This window comes from Pseudochrobactrum sp. B5 (genome assembly GCF_001939785.1).
Lineage (GTDB): Bacteria > Pseudomonadota > Alphaproteobacteria > Rhizobiales > Rhizobiaceae > Pseudochrobactrum > Pseudochrobactrum saccharolyticum.
This window is the reverse complement of the sequence record NZ_MOYL01000005.1, coordinates 20,457-40,370: the sequence shown is the minus strand read 5'-3', so window position 1 is coordinate 40,370 and position 19,914 is coordinate 20,457. Positions and strand designations below refer to the sequence as shown.

Here is a 19,914-nt window from a genome sequence, read left to right as displayed (position 1 = left end):
TCTGCCGTTTAAAACGCATATATGCGGCAGTATAAAGGATCAGGCCGGATCAACCGGCCTGACAATAAGTCGTATTTAGCGGCGACGCAGAACGCTGAGCACTTCTTTGCTCGGATGGCCGTCGGGTGACAGTCCGTTGCGCTGCTGGAAGGCCTCAATCGCCTTACGTGAACTTGAGCCGATTTTGCCGTCAATATTGCCGTCATAATAGCCGAGTGCACGCAGATGCGTTTGCAGTTCTTCACGTTCTTTCATGGAGATTGGTGTGAAAGGACGGTTCCAGTCCTGCACCAAACCTTGATAACCGGCAACGCGGTCAGCTAGAAGACCCACGCCTAGAGCGTATTTATCCGCATTATTATAGCGCTTGATAACGAAGAAGTTCTTGGTCATCAGGAAGGCAGGGCCACTGCGGCCATCCATGACTTTCAGCGTGGCTTTTTCAGCATCACTCGGGAACGGACGGCCATTGGCGCGCATCAGTCCCAGACGGCGCCATTCAGCAATGCTCAGGCTGCCGGACGGGAACTTACCCGAAGCAGGCAGAACCACTTCGTAACCCCATGTGCGGCCCGGCTCCCAGCCGTTTTTACGCAGAAGATTGGCAGCTGTTGCCAGTGCATCCGGCACGGAATTCCAGATGTCGCGTTTGCCGTTACCGTCAAAATCTACCGCATAGGCCTGATAGCTGGTCGGGATAAACTGGGTGTGCCCCATTGCACCGGCCCATGATCCGCTCAGATGTCCGCGGTCAATATCACCGGTCTGGAGAATCTTCATCGCTGAAATCAGCTGCGTGCGGGCATATTTGGCGCGGCGCTGGTCGGCATAGGCCAGTGTGGCCAGCGAGCGGATCGCATCGCGCATCACATCGGGGCGCTGCATCATCTCGCCATAGCCGGTTTCCATCGACCAGATAGCCAGAAGCACATTTTTGTCTACGCCATATTGTTTTTCAATCGCATTGAGGGCTTTGCCCCATTTGCGCGCCATGGCCTGACCGGTGCCGATAGAATGCTCGTTGACACGGTTGTCGATATATTCCCAGACAGGGGAGGTGAATTCAGGCTGATAACGCGCTTTTTGCAGCACTTCCGGATCAATAGCATTCACACCGGCAAAAGCACGGTCAAAAGTGGCCGGAGCAATCCCGTTCTGAAGGGCTACAGGGCGAAAACCGGAAACCCATTTGCGAAATTGTGCATCGGCAGATGCATAGCCGGTTGTCAGAATAAGCGACAAAGCAGCCGCAGAGGCTGTTGTTGCTACGGTCTTCCAGAAGCGGCTTTTGAAAATATGGGTTCGAAGCATGCTTTTCTCCCTGAATATAAACTTTAGCATTTCGCATTCTAACAATGCACATGGGCATTGTTGCGGGTACGAAAATGCAATCAATCAAGAGCGTCGTTCAGTTTGCCGGTGCTCACTACGCTCGGGTAATGGTTTTAGCCGCATTATCCAGATGCAAAATCGCTTCACAATTTTGCGGGAAATGGTCTAGGTTCATTGTTTATGCCACACGGAAGTTAGCATTTAGTTTACCATGCAGTGCCGGAATTAAGAACCGGCAAAAAACTGTTAAGACAGTGCAGATAATAATCAGACAATGAATGATCTGCATATGCGTAATTTCGGCTTGTCTGAATTACTGCATCATTGATGAACCGGACGTGAAGAAACTCCTGTTCGGGCATGAGAGACGCTCAACTGCGTTAATAATCGCACATGAAATGTGACCGTAACTTTTAGAAAATGCAGGCTTTTTTCATAGTTTGGCTGTAATGGCTTTTATAGATCAGGTTTAGCAAGAGACTAGAGTACAGGTTGATAATAGAAAAAATTATAACCGGCGGCTTAGGTTTGTTTGATGTAGGTTGAAACCGGACAAAACGGGAAGTGACATGAGTTCAGTTAAAAAAATCCGCAAAGCAGTTTTTCCTGTCGCCGGACTGGGGACACGTTTCTTACCAGCCACAAAATCAATTCCGAAAGAAATGCTGACCGTTGTTGATAAGCCGGTCATTCAATATGTGGTTGATGAAGCGCGCGAAGCGGGTATCGAACATCTGATTTTTGTGACCGGCCGCAATAAAGCGGTGATCGAAGATTATTTTGATGCTCAGGTTGAACTTTACACAACGCTGCAGGAACGCGGTAAGCTCAATGAGCTGAACCATATGCAGAGCCTGCAACCGCAGCCTGGTACGACCAGTTTCACCCGTCAGCAGGTGCCGCTTGGCCTTGGCCATGCAGTATGGTGTGCCCGCGAGATCGTTGGTGACGAGCCTTTTGCACTGTTGCTGCCGGATATGGTGATGCAGTCGAAAAAAGGCTGCCTCAAGGAAATGGTTGAGCTTTACGAACAGACCGGCGGCAATGTGATTGCTGTGCAGGAATGCGATCCGGAAGAAGCGCACAAATATGGTATTGTCGGTAAAGGCAATGCAATCGGCAATGGTTTTGAAATCAACCAAATGGTTGAAAAGCCAGCCAAAGGCACCGCGCCGTCAAATCTCTATATTAACGGCCGTTATATTCTGCAGCCGGAAATCTTCGACCTGCTGAGCAAACAGGAAAAGGGTGCCGGTAACGAAATTCAGCTGACTGATGCGATGCTGAAACTGGCGAAAGATCAGGATTTCTACGGCTTTAATTATCAGGGTCGTACCTTTGACTGCGGCTCCAAAGAGGGCTTCATTCAGGCCAATGTGGCCTTTGCCCTGTGGCGCCATGATATCCGCCCGCTGGTCGAAGTCAGCATTGATGAACTGCTGAAAACTATTAAACTCTCTTAAGTTTAAATAAAAAAGCCGGTCACTGACCGGCTTTTTTGTTGCGGATTAATATGTCAGCGGCGCAGTTTTACGCCGAGATAGACGCTGTTACTGCTATATTTACGGCTGGCCACATCGCTGTTGATGAATTCATGGCGCAATTTGCCATCCACACCGAAGAAGCGGTTGAACCAATAAGTCGCCCCGATTTCCGCGCCCATACCATAATCGGTACCACTGCCGTCACGATTATCACGGATAGAAGCATCAAAGCGGGCATTCACGCTGAGATCGGCGCGGATCATGCGGGTGACATCAATATTGGCGAGATACAAAATGGATGAATTGCCGCCAATATCCGGGCTGCTGTCGAGATAAGTGCGCAGACCAAAGCGGACATCGGTGCCGCGCTGCGGTGACCAGTTCATCGCTGCATCCACCGACAGGCCGCCGGTATCTTGCAGACGGTCATCTGCACTGCGTGCGCCTATATAACCGACAGAAAACTCACCGTTCAGTTTTTCACCGGTATTGATCTGCAAACCGGTACGAAGCCCGAGCTGGGTTGCATTGCGATCCAGACCATTATCGTTCTGGTAAAGCCGGCGACCCACTTCAACTTCCGCAAACGGGCGGATGGCGGCGCTCAGCTCAAAACCGCCGCGCAATGTCATGCTGACATAGGTATTGTTGCGGTCGCTCTGATCCAGCTGGTCGCCATTATATAATTTGGCTTTGCCGTAACGGGTATTGTTTACCCGTGCTATCGCACTGGCAAAAATCTTGCCGATATCGCGCTCAATACCGGCCTGCGCATTCAGGCTCTGTACCAGAGGGCGGCTTCGTGCTGCGCTGATACCGTTCGGATCGGACGCATCTTCACGATTGACAGAATAACCAAGCCCGAAATTCAGACGGGTTTCATCACTCATATCCAGCCGTAATGCGGCATCAATCTGCCCGCGCGGATTGGAAACATACTGGCCGGAGAGATTTCTTTCGAAGATGCCGGATGCATCCAGAGTGGCCAGATGGCTTGCCCAGTCTGAACGGGCATTCAGCCGCAATGCGGTTTCGGACAAGACACCGCTGGTTCCGGTTGCGCTGTTATCGGCATTATTGGTGGCGCGGATGCCCTGATCCAGCGACGGACGTAAGATGAAACTTCCGGCGCGAATGCCCTGCGGTTCAAATGGATCCGCTTCAAAAGGCGCGCGCGGACGGCCTTCAAGGGCGCCTTCCGGCATATTCTCCCGTCCTTCGCGAACGGCTCTGCCTGCATCTGCGAGGCCGGTGCGCAAGCCGCTGATATCTTCGCTCAAAGGAACAGCGCTGTCGGCAGCAGGGCGTGCAGCCGGAACTGCAGGATTGATTACAGGCTGTGCAACGATACGGCCATTGGCATCATAAGTTATATTTTCAGTGCCTTCGCTCTGCGCAATAACATCGGCAATTGCGTCATTTTGAGCACCGGAGGGCACGGTTTGAGCCTGGGATATGGGCACGGATGAAAACAGCACAACGCCCGTCAGCAGAGCTGCCTGACGCAGCCCGTACAGGGAAAGCGGGGCGTAATGAGCCGGTTTGGCTGTTTTTTCCATTGTCCTGCCAAGAGTTGTGCACGCAACTGAGAATGCCTGCACGGAGCAGGCTTGTTACAGGACGGTAAAGGATCATGGTTAATACAAAGTTTCTTTTGCTGTAATGGGCTGGCTTTATTCAGCTTTTCAGCTTGTGCTTTATTAATCGCAGGGAAATATGTGCTGTATTTCTGTAAGCAGGGAGGCTGGACAGGGAATGTGTAAAGTTTTACCTCATAATTCGTTTTGCAGAATGCAGCTCCGGTTTCTATATAGAAGAAGCACTATTGACCGGATGAATGAAGTGAGAGAAGTCCATTGAGCAGCCACAGCCCAGCTATCCGCTCCGCCCTGAATACAATCGCAGTTGAAAAAGCCGGTATGACCGCTCTTGAAGATGCGCTGCAAAACGGGCTTGCAGAGCCGTTTGAACAGGCAGTTCAGGCTATCTCCGCTATGAAGGGACGGGTTGTTGTGACCGGTATCGGAAAAAGCGGCCATATCGGCTCCAAGCTGGCGGCAACTTTTGCATCCACCGGAACCCCTGCGTTTTTTGTTCATGCGGCAGAAGCCAATCATGGCGATCTCGGCATGATTAACAGCAATGACGTTATTCTTGCCCTGTCCTGGTCGGGTGAGACTGCGGAGCTGAAAGGTATTGTCAGCTATTCCCGCCGTTTCAAAGTACCGCTGATCGCGCTGACTTCCGGTGAGCATTCCACGCTCGGCCGTGAATCCGATGTGCTGTTGCTCTTGCCGAAAGCAGTTGAAGCTTGTCCGCATGGTGTTGCACCGACCACCTCGACTTTGATGCAGCTGGCAGTAGGTGATGCACTGGCACTTGCTCTGCTGGAAAGACGCGGCTTTACCGCCAGCGATTTCCGTGTATTCCATCCGGGTGGCTCACTGGGTGCCAGCCTTTCTCATGTGAAAGATATTATGCATCGCGGTGAGGAATTGCCGTTGGTCAAAATTGGCACACCAATGCCTGAAGCGATGCGCATTCACTCGCATAAGCATTTCGGCTGTGTGATTGTTGAGAATGAAGACGGCACACTGGCCGGTATCATCACGGATGGCGACCTGACACGCAATGTCGACCGGCCAATGGCGACGCTGAAAGTCGATGATATTATGACCCGTACACCGAAGACTGTCAGCCCTGACCAGCTGCTCGGTTCAACACTGGCACTTTTGAATGAAGCGCGTATCGGCGCGGTGATTGTGGCTGAGAATAACCGTCCTGTCGGGCTGGTGCATTTCCACGATCTGCTGCGTGCCGGTGTGGCTTAAACGCTCTCTGCAGGATAATAAAAAGGCGGCTTATCAGCCGCCTTTTTTGTTATTTCACTGCTTCAACTTGCAATAATCCGTCGTGATATTCCCGCACGATAATTGTTGTACCGGCGGGGAGATCAGGACCGGTCACACGCCAGAGTGTATCATCAAAACGTGCACGGCCATGGCCGTTGATAATCGGCTCTTCCAATGTGGTGCGCATGCCGATCAGTTGATCGGCTCTGCGGTTGAGCAGCGGTTCATCGCTGTTTTGCACCCGAGGATTAAAATATTTGCGCCCGATCAGCACAAAGATCACGGACAGAACCATGAAGAGCAGCAGTTGCGCTTGCCAGCTGTCGATGAAGCCGAGGCCGGTAAACGCAATCAGGCTGGTAACCAGAGCAGCAAAACCGATCCAGATCAGGAAGACACCCGGTGTCACCAGTTCCAGAAACAGCAGAACAAGGCCAAGGACGACCCAGTTCCATATCCCCAATGCTGCGAGCATATCCGGCATCAGCGTGATCCTGTCGGCGGTACACGATTGCCGATAATGTGGTTCGGAACCGAGACATAATCAGCAGAGCCGCTGCGGGTTGTACCTTCACTGCGGGCAGCCGGTTTGGCAGGTGCTTTACGAGCGGCCTGTGCGCCTTGGGTGGTAGTAGTATTCGCACCGGAATCCGAATTATTGCCGAAGACTTCTTTGGCAATCGCACCAATACCGCCCAATGTGCCGATCAGCGACGAGGCTTCCAGCGGCATCATAATGACCTTGTGATTTTTGGCAGAGGCCATTTCGGAAAGCGCATCGGTATATTTCTGTGCAACGAAGTAATTCAGCGCCTGCACATCACCCTGCGCAATCGCTTCGGACACCATGGTTGTCGCTTTGGCTTCCGCTTCTGCTAGACGCTCACGGGCTTCCGCTTCACGATAGGCAGCCTCGCGCTTACCTTCCGCTTCAAGAATTTGCGACTGTTTCAAACCTTCAGCGCGCAGAATCTGCGCATTGCGGTCACCTTCTGCTTCCAGAACCTGTGCACGCTTGTCACGCTCGGCTTTCATCTGGCGCGCCATGGAATCAATCAGATCTTTCGGCGGATTGATATCTTTGATCTCAACACGGGTGATCTTGATGCCCCATGGATGCGCCGCCTGATCCAGTACGCGCAGCAGACGATCATTGATGGTGTCGCGGTTGGAGAGCAATTCGTCCAGATCCATCGAACCCATGACGGTACGGATATTGGTCATGGTCAGGTTGAGGATTGCATATTGCAGATCGGAAACCTGATAGGCAGCCTGTGCCGCATTCAGCACCTGAAAGAAGGCGACAGCATCAACCGATGTGGTCGCATTATCACGGGTAATGACTTCCTGTGTCGGTACGTCCAGTACCTGTTCCATCATATTGAGACGCGCGCCGATACGATCAAAAAACGGGACGATCATATTCAGACCCGGCGACAAAGTGCGGGTGTAACGGCCGAAACGCTCGACAGTAAAATTGGAACCCTGAGGCACAATTTTAATACCGGCATAAAGCGTGAAAATAACCACTGCAGCTAAAATCAGCAGGGCGATATTGGCACCGAATTCCATTCTGTTTCCTTTTTAAAATGCCGGAAATGATGATGGTCTTATTTTATAAAAGTCTCAGACCCAGCCCTGCAATTCACGGCGTACGAGGTCTTCAATCACGCGCATACCGAGTTCTGTGTCATTGAGGCACGGAATATGGCTGAAATTTTCGCCGCCATTCTCATGGAAGGATTCTGCCGCTTCATTGCCGATTTCATCAACAGTTTCAAGGCAGTCGGCCACGAAACCCGGATTGAATACGGCAACGGATTTGATGCCCTGTTTCGGCATTTCCTCGATGGTTTTATCCGTATAAGGCTGGAGCCATTCCTCAGGGCCAAAGCGCGACTGGAACGTGCTGATCAGCTTGGTTTCATCCCAGCCAAGGCGCTCGCGCAGTAGGCGCGTGGTTTCAAGGCATTGCTGCGGATAAGGATCGCCGCGGCGTGCATAGCTCTGCGGAATGCCGTGATAGGAGGCAACCACGACCTGCGGATCAAAATCCAGCTTGGCAATATGGTCTTCAATCGAGCGTGCCAGCGCATCAATATAGACCGGCTCATGCTGGTATGACGGCACTGTACGCACGGCAGGCATAAAACGCAGCTTGTTCAGTGCGTCATTGAGTTTTTCAATTACACTGCCGGTGGTGGAAGAAGAATATTGCGGATAGAGCGGGAAGGCGACAATACGGGTGCAACCCTGTTCGCGCAGGCGTGTCAGCACATCTTCAATCGATGGCTGGCCATAACGCATTGCCCAGTCCACAACCACATTGCCGAGATCGGAGAGGCGGGCGCTGAGCTGATCGCTCTGGGAACGCGTGAAGGTACGCAAAGGTGATTCATTGCGCTCACGGTTCCAGATGCGGTCATAGGCGGCACCGGACTTTTTCGGGCGTGTATTGAGCACAATACCGAACAGGATCGGATACCAGATCGCCTTGGGCCATTCGATAACACGCGAATCCATCAGAAACTCGCGCAGATAGCGGCGCATGGATGTGTAATCAGTACCATCAGGTGTTCCCAGATTGATCAGCATTACGCCTGTTTTTTCAAGAACAGGTTTTGCTGAAACCGGCTGGGAAGTCGCGGATTGGCTCATCACATTATCATGCATGTCTGTGTCTCTATCCTGAGGGGGCGGTGCTTTCACTCGAACAAATACAATCTGTATCTGCGTGCGCGAAAGCTGCCGAACAAAATTTGCCTATCATAACAGTATTATGTCCGGCATGACCAGAACATAACCATAACATGATGAGAAAACTCAAATTTAAAGTGGTTTTTTATTGGGAAGGTGCTCCGGTTTTCAAAACAGCGCCAACCGGCAGTTTCCGTGGCTTGTAAGTCGGGTTCTGACGGAACAGGCGTTTCCATTCTGTGCCATTGCCATAGAGCTTCTCTGCAATCGACCAGTAACTGTCGCCTTGTTTGATTTTATAAGCCTCAGAGACCGGCATTTTTGCTGCGGGCTGTGCAGCATCTGAATAGGGTGAATGTTCCTGCAAATATTCAGCAACAACCTGATCGAGTGAAGGGCCGTAATCATAGGCTTTTTCAGCTTTTTGGGCGATCATGTCATAGCCGTCACCACCTGTGCGCAGATAATCGGTTGCGGCAATGCCATAGAGCTTATTATCATCAAGCGGCTGCCAGTTGCTTTCCGCATCCTGCATTTCGACAGCGGTAATGCGCTGTCCGGCAGGTTTAGCCATATCCAGTGTGAATTTTATGCCTGCAACCTGCGGATAGCGGCCGCTGCCCTTTTCAATCTGGCTGACACCATTCTCCAATGCTGATCGCAGATCGCTGCCTTTCATCTGAAATGTTGCAACCGTATTCTGAAACGGCAGCACCACCAGTACATCGCCCATAGTGATGTCACCGGCCTTGATCGAAGCGCGCAATGCACCGCCATTTATCAGCGCGGCAGTGATACCCTGATCGCGGACACGATCGAGCATGGCAGTGGTGACCAGATCGCCCATAGGACATTGCTGCGTGCGGCAGCTGACAGCGGAGCCATCAATCAGCTTGGTTGTCTCGGCGACACGGCGGTTTTTCAGCTCTTCAATCGGCTTGGCCATTTCCGCAATGCGGCTGGCCAGTTCTGCGTCCGGCTTGATGGAGGCATCCAGCCGGAGCGGTGCACCGGAGGCTGATGTGAGATTGCCCGCATCGTCAAAATTCAGCACCAGCCTGCCCAGATATTGCGTATAGGCATAGGCCGTGACGACCGGCACCATCTTGCCGGACGGGTTTTTGACGAGAGTAGGATAGGGGCCGGAAGCGCGTAAGGCATTATCGCCAAGTAATGTATGACTGTGTCCGCCGACAATTGCATCCACATCATCCAGTTCTGCTGCCAATTGCTGATCCGCATCATAACCCAGATGGGTGAGGGCGATGATCTTGTTCACGCCTTCTGCCTTCAGGTCTGCAATCATGCGCTGCAATGTTTCCTTGGCATCAAGAAAACGGATGTCCTTGCCCGGACGTGCAATTTCCACTGTGTCCGGTGTGGTCAGGCCGACAATGCCGATCTTTTCATTGCCAATTGTTTTGACAAGATAGCGTGCGAATTTGCCGTGGATCGGTGAACCGGCAGCGGTTTCAATATTGGCAGACAGAACCGGCAGTTTGATTTTATCCAAAAAGGGCGCCAGCCCTTCCTGCCCAAGATCAAATTCATGATTGCCGAGTGCCATCGCATCATAGCCGATGGCATTCATGAATTCGGCATTGTCCGTGCCTTTATAGGTGGTGAAAAACAATGAACCCTGAAACTGATCTCCGGCATCCAGCACCAGCATATTGCCGCCCTTGGCGCGCTCTGCATCTATAGCCGCTTTCAGCCGCGCCATACCGCCGAAACATTGCTGCTCTGCGCTTTCCTTAGCCGAGCAGGTCGCGTCATATTTATTGACCTCTTCAATGCGGGAATGCGTGTCATTGGTGTGCAGAATTGTCAGCGTGTAATCGGCATAGGCAGGCAGTGACAGGCTCACGAGGCTGGCGCTGCAAAACAGAATCTTGAACAGTCCGGACATAGCTCTCTCCGTAGACATTTGTCGGGGCAGAATAGCATAGTAATATGACGAATGCTGTTTGCATCTCCCAAGTTCGGAGAGAGCTAGAGCGTGTCGCGTTTAATTGAATTCATAGCGTTCGCTCTAGATTCACTTAATTGTCGTATGTTCGCGGACGCTAAATGAGACAATTTAGCTGCGACATACTCTAGGAATAGCAAAACGCCCGCAGCAGAGCCGCGGGCGTTTGTATATTTTCTTGTCTAATTTCAGGCTTTACGTGTCAGCGAGAATTGCGAACCGGTTGATGTGGTGCAATTGAGCTGCGACGGAGTAACCTGTGCACAATTCACTTTGGATGTGGTGCCGCGTACGATCGAACGCATGTCAATTTCCACCAGACGCGGTGACAGGTAACGGTAATTACCTTCTGCCAGCTTTTCATTGGTGTCAGTTGTGCGGGTTTCAAAAACGCCGCCGTTGAAATTCGATGTAATGCCATTGGCATCAACCCAGCCACCATCAATACCGGCATTAGCCGGACGGGTCGGCATGGTGTTGCCGCCGCCGCCATTGACTGGTCCGTATGTGGTACAGGCAGCGAGTGTGGCAGCCAGACAAAGGGATGCGGCCGTGCGGAATGTTTTCATAAGCGAGCTCTCCCGGGATTCTGCAAAATTTTATAATAATTTGATGTATGTAAATGCGGGCAAATACAAGAGCTTTATAGGTTCCTTAACCATGAAGAGCCTTGTATCTGTTGCTTTTTTACCTCACATCTTTGTGTGTGGAGCGGTTTTGTTGGTCTCAGACAGCAAAAACATTATATTTTATAATGGTGTAATTTAAAGAGCTGCTGATATCAGAATGCATCGGCTAATTGCGCTCGTATCATGCCGCGCAGAGAATTGCCGACAAAAATCCGGTGCGCTTTTTGCAAGTGCTGAAGCGTGAGAACGGCGGCTCTGGCTTTGCCTTGTTGCAGCAGTTCCTGCCGCAAGACGCCATTCAGCAACCCGCATTCCAGCGGCGGGGTCAGCAATATACCATCCCCCATATCCGCAAAGAGCGAAGTTATCGTGCCTTCGCAAAGCTCGCCTTTTTCATTACAAAGCAGAATTTCATCAGCCTGTGCAGGTGTAAATTCCGCCCGCGCGGCTTCATAGGCCGTGCGGCGTGTTGTTTTGTGGCGCAGCAGCTCATCGGCGCTGTTCAGGCGGGTTTCGGCATTTGCCAGTGTCCAGATCATTTGCGGCGGCAAAGGCTGAAAGATTGCGGTAATGATGTCTGCTGTACCGTCTGCCGTCAGGCAAAGACGGACACGTAAGGCATGAGGGCTGTTTGCGTGAGCTTGCAATTGTGCACGGATAGCACCTTCATCAAAAACAAAACCGAGTTGCGTCGCAGATTGTTGCAGACGCTGTAAGTGCTGTTCAAGACGCAGAAAACCATTGGCAGGCTCAAAGCGCAATGTTTCGATCAGGCCAAAATTCAGGTCTTGCATGTTTCACTCTCGGGTGCCGGAGACTGTGTTCTCACCGGTCGCATAGCGGGCTTTCAGCAGGCACTCGGCATATTCCGCTTCTGCCGTTGAATCATAGACGACACCGCCGCCGACATTGAGGACTACTTCTCCGTCAGGATAGAGCGACAGGGTGCGAATGGCGACATTGAAACGCATTTCACCGGATGGTGCGATCCAGCCGATGGAGCCGCAATAAATATCGCGCGCCTGTTGTTCAAGCTTGTGCAAAATCGTCATGGCGCTGATTTTCGGTGCGCCGGTCACCGAGCCGCACGGAAATAAAGCTGCAAAGATCTGCCGCAAAGTAAGATCGGGCAACAGCTTCGCCCGCACATGACTAACCATCTGGTGCACAGTTGGATAGCGCTCGACATGGAAGAGTTTAGGCACAGAAAGACTGCCGACTTCGCTGATCAGCGAAATATCATTGCGCAGCAAATCCACGATCATGCGATTTTCGGCCTGACTTTTTTCGTCATGGATGAGAAAATCGCGCAAGGCATCATCTTCTTGTGGTGTTGTCCCGCGCGGCGTGGTGCCCTTCATCGGGTGGGTTTCTATCCAGTCGTCTTTATCGACCTGAAAAAACAGTTCCGGTGAGCGCGACAGAATAAGCGGTGCCTTGTCTTGCGCAGTCAGATTGACATATGCGCTGTAACGCACAGGCTGGCGGTTGCTGAGATCGGCAAACAGCGCCTCAGGCTCACCGTGATAGCGTGCTGAAATCGGAAATGTCAGATTGCCCTGATAGCAATCACCTTCACGCAAATGACGATGCAGGCGTTCGAAACGCTGCTGATAGTCTGTTTCCGACCAATGGGCATGAAAATCAGAAAGATGCGCATTGGTGCTACTGTTCCGGTTTCCGGCAGGGATATCCGCCGGAGGTTCACTAAAGACACCAAAGCAAATCAGCGGAACATGGCGTTCCTCCGGCAGCAGGGGAGCCAGTTTGGGCTCCAGCAGAAAACCCGCCTCATAGCTGAAATAACCTGCAAGCCATTTGCCCTGACGGTGCGCTGCTTCAAGCGCGGCAAAGCCTGCCTCAAAATCGGAAGCCTGTTCAATAATAATCAGTTGTTCCGGCCTGTTGAACAGCATGGATTGCTGTTCAACATCGTCACGAAACAGAATGAAAGGCTCAGAAGATGCAGGCATTGCTCGCTCAACCATAATGCGATCAGTCTTCCATCGCTTCCAGTTCGTCGATCATGCCTTCAATCACTGACAGGCCCTGCTGCCAGAAGGCCGGATCAGAAGCATCCAGACCGAATGGTGCCAGCAGTTCTTTATGATGGCGGGTACCGCCAGCCTTCAGCATATCGAAATATTTGTCCTGAAAACCTTCAGGATTGTTTTGGTAAACCGCATAGAGCGAATTCACGAGGCAATCGCCGAAAGCATAGGCATAGACATAGAACGGCGAGTGGATGAAATGCGGAATATAAGTCCAGAAGCTTTCATAGCCCGGATTGAGGCGGATTGCCGGACCTAAACTTGAACGCTGCACTTCCATCCAGATTTCGCCGATCTGTTCGGCTGTCAGTTCACCGTTTTTGCGCTCAGTGTGAACTTTGCGTTCAAACTGGTAGAAGGCGATCTGGCGCACAACCGTATTGATCATATCCTCGGTCTTCTGCGCCAGCATTGCTTTGCGCTCGCGCTTGTCCTTTGCTTTAGCAAGCAGGGACTGGAAGGTCAGCATTTCACCGAAGACGGAGGCGGTTTCTGCCAGTGTCAGCGGGGTTGAAGCCATCAGCGCACCCTGTTTGGCAGCAAGAACCTGATGCACACCATGGCCGAGTTCATGGGCAAGGGTCATAACATCGCGCGGCTTGCCCAGATAATTGAGCAATACATAAGGATGTGCGGAAGGCACAGTCGGGTGGGCAAAAGCACCCGGTGCCTTGCCTGCGCGGGTCGGCGCATCAATCCAGTTCTTGTCAAAGAAGTCGCGGGCAATATCGGCCATTTCCGGTGCGAAACCTGCATAGGCATCCAGCACAGTTGCTTTTGCCTCATCCCAGCCGATAGTTACCTGCGGGGTTTCCGGCAGTGGCGCATTGCGATCCCAGTTATCGAGTTGTTCAAGGCCGAGCCATTTGGCTTTCAGCGCATAATAGCGATGGGAAATACGCGGATAGGCATCATTCACAGCGCTGGCCAGTGCATCGACAACTTCACGCTCAACGCGGTTGGCAAGGTGACGGCTGTCGGCAATATCTTCAAAACCGCGCCAGCGGTCGGAGATTTCTTTATCCTTAGCCAATGTATTGGTGATGAGCGTGAAGAGGCGCAGATTTTCACCAAAGGTTTTGGACAATGCATCCGAGGCTTTTTTACGGGTTGCACCATCAGCATCCTGCAACATGGTGAGCACCGGTTCAATCGGCAGTTCTTGACCGTCGATGGTAAAGCGCAAACCGCTCATGGTTTCGTCAAACAGACGGTTCCAGGCAACAAAACCGGTGACAGAGATGTCATGGAACAATGTCTCAATCTGGTCATCCAGCTGGTAAGGCTTGTCTTTACGCAAGTCGATCAGCCATGGCTTATAATGGCCGATAGCAGGATTTTCAGCGATAGCCTTGTCGAGCAGGGCATCATCAATACGGTTGAGTTCCAGCGAGAAGAAGATCAGATGGCTGCCTGCATCGGTGAGTTTCTGCTGCACATCGCCATAGAGTTTGGCGTTGGCGGCGCTGGATGTGTCATCCGCATAGAGCAGACCGGCATAGGAATAGATGCGTCCCATCAGTTCCTGAAGCTGTTCGAATTCTTTAATCGCATTGGCAAAATTACCGCCCTGAGGCTTGGAGGCTTCAGCTTCGAGCTTGCCTTTCCATTTATTCTCAAAAGCAATTGATCGCTCTGCTGAAAGCTGCAGGTCGCGGGTCAGTTCCGCACTGTCCGGTGCAGGGTAAAGATCGGTGAGGTTCCAGCATGGCAGATTGCTCAGCTCGGAAGCTGCGGAAACCTGTGCCTGCGGGGCATCGGCAGGCATACGGAGAAATTCTGCATGGTTGCGTAAATTCATTGCGGTTCAACCTCATACGATTCTTTTTAATGCTGCAGTCTATATAGGATGTTCCTGTGCAGATTTCATGCGTTTCAGCAGTATTGAAATTGCGGGATCAAAGTCGGGTGCTGACAGGCGCTGTTAAGATATAAAAGGGTGAAATCAGCATGCCGGATCAGGTGGCGCTGGTGCAATTTTGTGTTTTTTCGACTCAAAAGCAGAGCCAAAACCGATTTGGTTCCCGAAATGAGGCTCTTTATCCCATCACATTGCGTTACATTGACGAAACAATGTGAGTAAAATCCGATAAATTTTATGTGCTTAAGGCCTATTATACTGCTGAAATATTATATGAATTTTCTGATTGGTGTTCTTTGTTTTTCAGGTGTCGGAAATCGTGAAATATCACCGTATTTGTTCTGAAAATTAAATATTTTCAATCAGATGGTGCATATATGCCACAGAGTACTGTTTGCACCGCTGAGCGCGTGTATAGATAAAATCATGCTTCCTCAGGCTGTAAAATCTGTTCATAAACTCTTTACCATGATGGAAAGTCCTTCCCGAATGCGTTTTTTTTGTCATGCTGAAAACTCATTGTCTGTTCAATAAGTGTCTATTAACCATTAAATCCGATATTCATCTGAATAGCGTGACTGTAAACGGTAAGGCATTCGAAATTGGAAAACAGCAAAACATCTAAACTGGCGGGCTGGGCAGGCAGGGTTTTTAAACTCAGCGCGCAGCTGGCACTTGTTTTCACGGCTGTTACAGCTTTCGCGCCGTCTCAGGCTGCAGCCGAAACCCGTACACTGAAGCTGCATTTTGTGCATACCGGTGAACGTGCAGAAATCACGTTCAAGAAAAACGGCCGCTATCTGCCGGATGGTTTGAAGAAGCTGAATGTCTTCCTGCGCGACTGGCGCCGCAATGAGCCGACCAAGATGGACCCGCGTTTGTTCGATCTGGTCTGGCAGGTCTATCAGACCGCCGGTGGCCGCGATTATATTACTGTTGTTTCCGCCTATCGTTCACCGGCGACGAACTCCATGCTGCGTTCGCGTACCCGCGGCGTTGCCAAAAGCAGCCAGCATACGCTCGGCAAGGCGATGGATTTTTTCATTCCGGGTGTTCCGCTGAAAAAGCTGCGTGACACCGCGTTGCGCTATCAGATCGGCGGCGTTGGTTATTATCCGACTTCCGGTTCACCGTTTGTGCATCTTGATGTCGGCAGTGTGCGTCACTGGCCGCGCCTGAGCCGCCGCGAATTGCTGGCTGTGTTCCCTGACGGTAAAACAATTCACGTTCCGACCGATGGCAAGCCATTGCCGGGTTATGAACAGGCGCTTGCTGCCTATGAAGCCCGTAAGGCCAATGGCGGTACAATCCAGATGGCTTCTGCCAAGCCGAAGAGCAAATCTCTGTTCGGTATGTTGTTTGGCGGCGGTGCGGATGAAGAAGAAGATAATGGTGAAAGCTCCAGCCGTGCTGTAGCAACTGCCCGTCCGGCACGTACAGCACCTGCTGCCGCAGTTCCTGCCCGTCAGGCTCCGGTACCGGCAGTGCCGAACCGTGCTGTACCTGCACAGCCTGAGCCTCAGGCGCCGCAGGAAGCGTTGATTGCTGCTTTGCCTGCCCGCGATGCACCGGTGCCACTGAATGCACCGCGCCCTTCGGCCGGTGTGGAAATGACACCGGATGCACAGGCGGCAATGGCTTTTGCTGTGCCGGTTCCGGTGAAGCGTCCGCAGTCGGAAGCCGAAGTGCTGCTGGCTATGGCGCCGCCACCGCCGAATACACTTGAAGCGCAGGCTTTTGCGGGTGCCACAGGTGCGCCTTCCGCACCGGCCCAGCCTGCCAATGACCAGATTGCCGCGCTGGTTGCAGCTGACACAACTGCAAATACCGGTGCTATGCTGAGCGGATATGTGCCGGTTCCGGTACAGCGTCCGCAGGGCGCAGGACAGGCGATCAATACCGTTTTGGCCGCTGCTGTTCCGGCAACGCGCCCAACCCAGGCTCAGGCTCAGGAAGTCTCCGTTGCCCGTGCTGAAGCCGGTCAGGATGCGATTGCTGATCTGCTGAGCAATAGTGACCACACTGCATCTATTCCTGCTCCGCGTCCGCAGGCTCAGGAACAGCAGGTGGCTATGGTTATGCCACAGGATACACGCAACAGCCGTCCGTCCTCCCGTCCGGTCGTAAACGGCGAGAATACTGCCGCAGCAACTGGTGCTGACGCTGTACGGACAACCGCTAAAGCCGGTCGTTCAGATCGCCCAGTTACAAAAGCGGCTGCCAATGCAGTGCTGCAGCCTGCCGATGCCGCGACAGAAGTTGCGATTTCGAATGAACCTGTAGCCAAAGTTGTACCGGTGTCCAATCCGGTTCTGCGGAATGATGCCATGCGTCAGGCACCAACCGTTGTTTACACAGCCGGCTTCCAGAAAGACCTGCCTGCCGGTAATGCAAACCGCTTTACAGGCAATGCTGTGACTTTCATTCCGATTGCTAAATTCTCTAAGATCAACTGATCGGTACAAGAATGAAAAAAGGGAGCTTTGAGCTCCCTTTTTTATTGCCTGAGTTTTAATGTTGATCAGGATTTGAGCGCGGCGGCTGCGGCTGCCAGCGCTGTAATTTCATCCCATTTTCCATCATTGACCAGCTCTTTAGGAGCAATCCATGAGCCACCGATGCACAGCACATTCGGCAGGGTGATATAATTCATGGCATTGCTGAGGCTGATGCCGCCTGTCGGGCAGAAGAAAGTACCGGCAAGCGGGGAGGACAGGGCTTTAAGATAGGCCGCGCCGCCTGCTTGTTCCGCAGGGAAAAATTTCACATGAGTATAGCCGCGCTCACGCAGGCTCATCACTTCGCTTGCTGTTGCGCAACCCGGCAGCAGAGGGACGGGGCTGTTATCTGCGGCTTTCAGAATAGCATCTGTTACGCCGGGGCTGACGATGAATTTTGAACCGGCGGCGACAGCCTGCTCATAATGAGTGGCATTGAGGATGGTTCCGGCGCCGACAATGGCTTCCGGCACATCTTCTGCCACAGCACGGATGGCATCCAGTGCCGCACTGGTGCGCAGGGTAATTTCGATGGCAGGCAGACCGCCTTTTGCCAGAGCGCGTGCAAGTGGCACGGCATCTGCTGCTTTATCAATCAGCAGAACAGGGATGACGGTTTGTCCCGTCATGACGGGAATCAGGCTTTCGGTTTTCTGCGACATCTCACCCTCGGAATTATTGTTATAATCGATTTAACGTTCCGAAGATATTTTGTCTATGCTGTTCGTTGATCAGGGGGAGTGAAGGCGGGAAACAAGGGTTGATACAGCGCATAGTTTTGAGCCAGTTTCCGGTCATAGCGGTTTTTGGCATAGAGCGGGCCGTTATAGCTATATGCGAATTTTTGCCAGTCGTGCTTGTTCAACACATCCCGCAGATTGCTGTAGACGATAAAGCGGCTCATCAGTTCAATCTGCTCCGGCACGGCGCTGCGCACAGTTTCAACCATTTCAGCAACGGACACATAACCGAGCCAGTGCCAATGGGCACCCATAACCTGTCCGACACCCCATGATGTGGATTCATAAGCGGCATCGCGGTTGATGCGGCAGGCTTTGTCCAGCATTTGCCAGCGTGCTGCCTGATCCGCCGGATTGGGAATGGCTCCGGCACGGGGAGAGGAGAGCTTCAGCGCTCTGGCTTTTGCCTGATCGGCAGGGCTGAGGCGTTTATCAAAATAATGCCCCTCAAAGCGGATCAGTGGTTCATCACGTCCATTGATGCGCGTGGTGACAATGCCACTGCTTTCTGTCTGTGCGACAGCGGCAAGGGCTGCGGGATCGAGATGATGCGCTTGTCCTGCTTCTGAAAACAGCATTCTGATTTCTGCGCGAAACATGGCACTCTCTCCTGACTGATATACCCTTTGCACTGTGTCATGCGTAGTGAGGGCGGGGATAGATTGTCGCTTCATGGCAGCAAAATTTGATGCTGATCTTGAAATTGACCCTCAGCGGCGTTAGAGCACTGGCAGGCAGATTAATCTGTTTTCGGCTGTCTGACTGACCCTCAGGGTGCTCAGGCGGAATATCACGGCAGCGCCTTTGCGAGGCGACCAGCTATTGAGGTTTATTTATGTGTGAAGCACATTTCACTGTTGCTGCGCTTTATTGTTTTGCGCGTTTTCCGGATTTTGAAGCCTATCAGGCACCGCTGACTGAGCTTTGTGATGAGCAGGGTATCAAAGGCACTTTGTTGCTGGCTGCTGAAGGACTGAACGGCACCGTTGCCGGAACGCAGTCGGGCATTGCCGCGCTGATTGCTTTCATTGAAGCTATTCCTGCCTTGCGTGAGCAGAATATCGAACTGAAATATTCAACAGCCAGCCAGATGCCGTTTAACCGCATGAAAGTCCGTCTCAAGAAAGAGATCGTGACCATGGGTGTGGACGGGATTGATCCGTTGCAGAGCGTCGGCACTTATGTGCAGCCGCAGGAGTGGAATGCGCTGATCGACGATGAGAACACGATCCTCATCGATACACGTAATGATTATGAATATGCCATCGGCACTTTTAAAGGCGCGATTGATCCGAAAACCAAGACTTTCCGCGAGTTTCCGCAATGGGTTGAAGACCACCGCGATGAACTGGAAGGCAAGAAGATTGCCATGTTCTGCACCGGCGGTATCCGCTGCGAGAAGGCAACGGCTTTTGTAAAAGGTCTGGGCTTTGATGATGTCTTCCACCTCAAAGGCGGCATTCTGAAATATCTCGAAGATATGCCTGCGGAAGATACACGCTGGGAAGGCGAATGTTTTGTTTTTGACGAACGTGTTTCCGTTGGCCATGGTTTGGTGGAAGGCGATGTAGAACTGTGCCGCGCTTGCCGTAATCCGGTAACGCCTGAGGGCAAACTGTCGAAATTCTATCAGGAAGGTATTTCCTGCGACACTTGTTATCATGAGCGCAGCGATGCTGACCGTGCCCGTTATGCGGAACGCCAGCGTCAGGTTCTGCTGGCGAAAGAGCGTGGTGCCAAGCAGCATATCGGTGACTGAGATTTTCTCAGCTGACTATTTTGCAAAAGGCTCTCCCTTCGG

15 protein-coding genes and 1 pseudogene are annotated in these 19,914 nt (G+C 52.1%); 4 read left to right on the top strand and 12 right to left on the bottom strand.

Features of this window, described 5'->3' with window-relative positions:
* Window positions 1-75: 75 nt before the first annotated feature.
* Window positions 76-1,230 (bottom strand): annotated as a pseudogene (locus BKD14_RS14430) (lytic murein transglycosylase); the annotation flags it as partial.
* A gap of 671 nt (window positions 1,231-1,901) precedes the next feature.
* Here BKD14_RS14430 and galU point away from each other — a divergent pair.
* Entirely contained in the window at window positions 1,902-2,795 is an 894-nt protein-coding gene (gene galU, locus BKD14_RS14425; RefSeq protein WP_022709701.1) for a UTP--glucose-1-phosphate uridylyltransferase GalU, read from the top strand.
* Window positions 2,796-2,848: 53 nt separating this feature from the next.
* On the opposite strand, the gene BKD14_RS14420 is transcribed toward galU, so the two are convergent.
* Complete coding sequence (locus tag BKD14_RS14420) at window positions 2,849-4,375, bottom strand: outer membrane beta-barrel protein (protein WP_139316438.1); 1,527 nt, start codon at window positions 4,373-4,375, stop codon at window positions 2,849-2,851.
* A gap of 297 nt (window positions 4,376-4,672) precedes the next feature.
* On the opposite strand from BKD14_RS14420, the gene BKD14_RS14415 reads away from it, so the two are divergent.
* Window positions 4,673-5,647 carry a KpsF/GutQ family sugar-phosphate isomerase gene (locus BKD14_RS14415; protein ID WP_075656972.1) on the top strand — a complete coding sequence of 325 codons (975 nt, stop codon included), beginning with the start codon at window positions 4,673-4,675 and terminating at the stop codon, window positions 5,645-5,647.
* Window positions 5,648-5,696: 49 nt separating this feature from the next.
* Here BKD14_RS14415 and BKD14_RS14410 read toward each other — a convergent pair whose 3' ends face one another.
* The 8 genes from BKD14_RS14410 to BKD14_RS14375 form a co-directional block, all read right to left on the bottom strand.
* On the bottom strand, window positions 5,697-6,155 hold the full coding sequence (locus BKD14_RS14410; RefSeq protein ID WP_083647171.1) for an NfeD family protein: 459 nt from the start codon (window positions 6,153-6,155) through the stop codon (window positions 5,697-5,699).
* Complete coding sequence (locus BKD14_RS14405) at window positions 6,152-7,240, bottom strand: SPFH domain-containing protein (RefSeq protein ID WP_083647170.1); 1,089 nt, start codon at window positions 7,238-7,240, stop codon at window positions 6,152-6,154. Before BKD14_RS14405 ends, BKD14_RS14410 begins: the two co-directional genes overlap by 4 nt.
* A gap of 54 nt (window positions 7,241-7,294) precedes the next feature.
* Window positions 7,295-8,326, bottom strand: coding sequence for a ferrochelatase (hemH, locus tag BKD14_RS14400; RefSeq protein WP_075657146.1), 1,032 nt, complete (start codon window positions 8,324-8,326; stop codon window positions 7,295-7,297).
* A gap of 184 nt (window positions 8,327-8,510) precedes the next feature.
* Complete coding sequence (locus tag BKD14_RS14395) at window positions 8,511-10,274, bottom strand: 5'-nucleotidase C-terminal domain-containing protein (RefSeq protein ID WP_075656970.1); 1,764 nt, start codon at window positions 10,272-10,274, stop codon at window positions 8,511-8,513.
* Window positions 10,275-10,522: 248 nt separating this feature from the next.
* Window positions 10,523-10,903: an outer membrane lipoprotein Omp10 gene (gene omp10, locus BKD14_RS14390; RefSeq protein WP_075656969.1), complete on the bottom strand. Its 381-nt coding sequence runs from the start codon at window positions 10,901-10,903 to the stop codon at window positions 10,523-10,525.
* 212 nt (window positions 10,904-11,115) lie between these two features.
* Window positions 11,116-11,757 carry an aminotransferase class IV family protein gene (locus tag BKD14_RS14385; RefSeq protein WP_075656968.1) on the bottom strand — a complete coding sequence of 214 codons (642 nt, stop codon included), beginning with the start codon at window positions 11,755-11,757 and terminating at the stop codon, window positions 11,116-11,118.
* A 3-nt stretch (window positions 11,758-11,760) separates the two neighbouring features.
* Window positions 11,761-12,936 (bottom strand): aminodeoxychorismate synthase component I, encoded by a 1,176-nt coding sequence (locus BKD14_RS14380; RefSeq protein ID WP_075657145.1) that lies wholly within the window; start codon window positions 12,934-12,936, stop codon window positions 11,761-11,763.
* A 22-nt stretch (window positions 12,937-12,958) separates the two neighbouring features.
* Entirely contained in the window at window positions 12,959-14,782 is a 1,824-nt protein-coding gene (locus tag BKD14_RS14375; RefSeq protein ID WP_075657144.1) for a M3 family oligoendopeptidase, read from the bottom strand.
* A 761-nt stretch (window positions 14,783-15,543) separates the two neighbouring features.
* Between BKD14_RS14375 and BKD14_RS14370 the strand changes: the two genes are divergently transcribed.
* Complete coding sequence (locus BKD14_RS14370) at window positions 15,544-17,331, top strand: DUF882 domain-containing protein (protein ID WP_075657143.1); 1,788 nt, start codon at window positions 15,544-15,546, stop codon at window positions 17,329-17,331.
* A 65-nt stretch (window positions 17,332-17,396) separates the two neighbouring features.
* On the opposite strand, the gene BKD14_RS14365 is transcribed toward BKD14_RS14370, so the two are convergent.
* The gene (locus tag BKD14_RS14365; RefSeq protein WP_075656967.1) at window positions 17,397-18,035 is read right to left on the bottom strand and encodes a 2-dehydro-3-deoxy-phosphogluconate aldolase; all 639 of its coding nucleotides are present in this window, start codon (window positions 18,033-18,035) and stop codon (window positions 17,397-17,399) included.
* A gap of 53 nt (window positions 18,036-18,088) precedes the next feature.
* Complete coding sequence (locus tag BKD14_RS14360) at window positions 18,089-18,712, bottom strand: N-acetylmuramidase family protein (RefSeq protein WP_075656966.1); 624 nt, start codon at window positions 18,710-18,712, stop codon at window positions 18,089-18,091.
* A gap of 236 nt (window positions 18,713-18,948) precedes the next feature.
* Between BKD14_RS14360 and BKD14_RS14355 the strand changes: the two genes are divergently transcribed.
* Window positions 18,949-19,872, top strand: coding sequence for a rhodanese-related sulfurtransferase (locus tag BKD14_RS14355; RefSeq protein ID WP_022709717.1), 924 nt, complete (start codon window positions 18,949-18,951; stop codon window positions 19,870-19,872).
* Window positions 19,873-19,914: the final 42 nt, after the last annotated feature.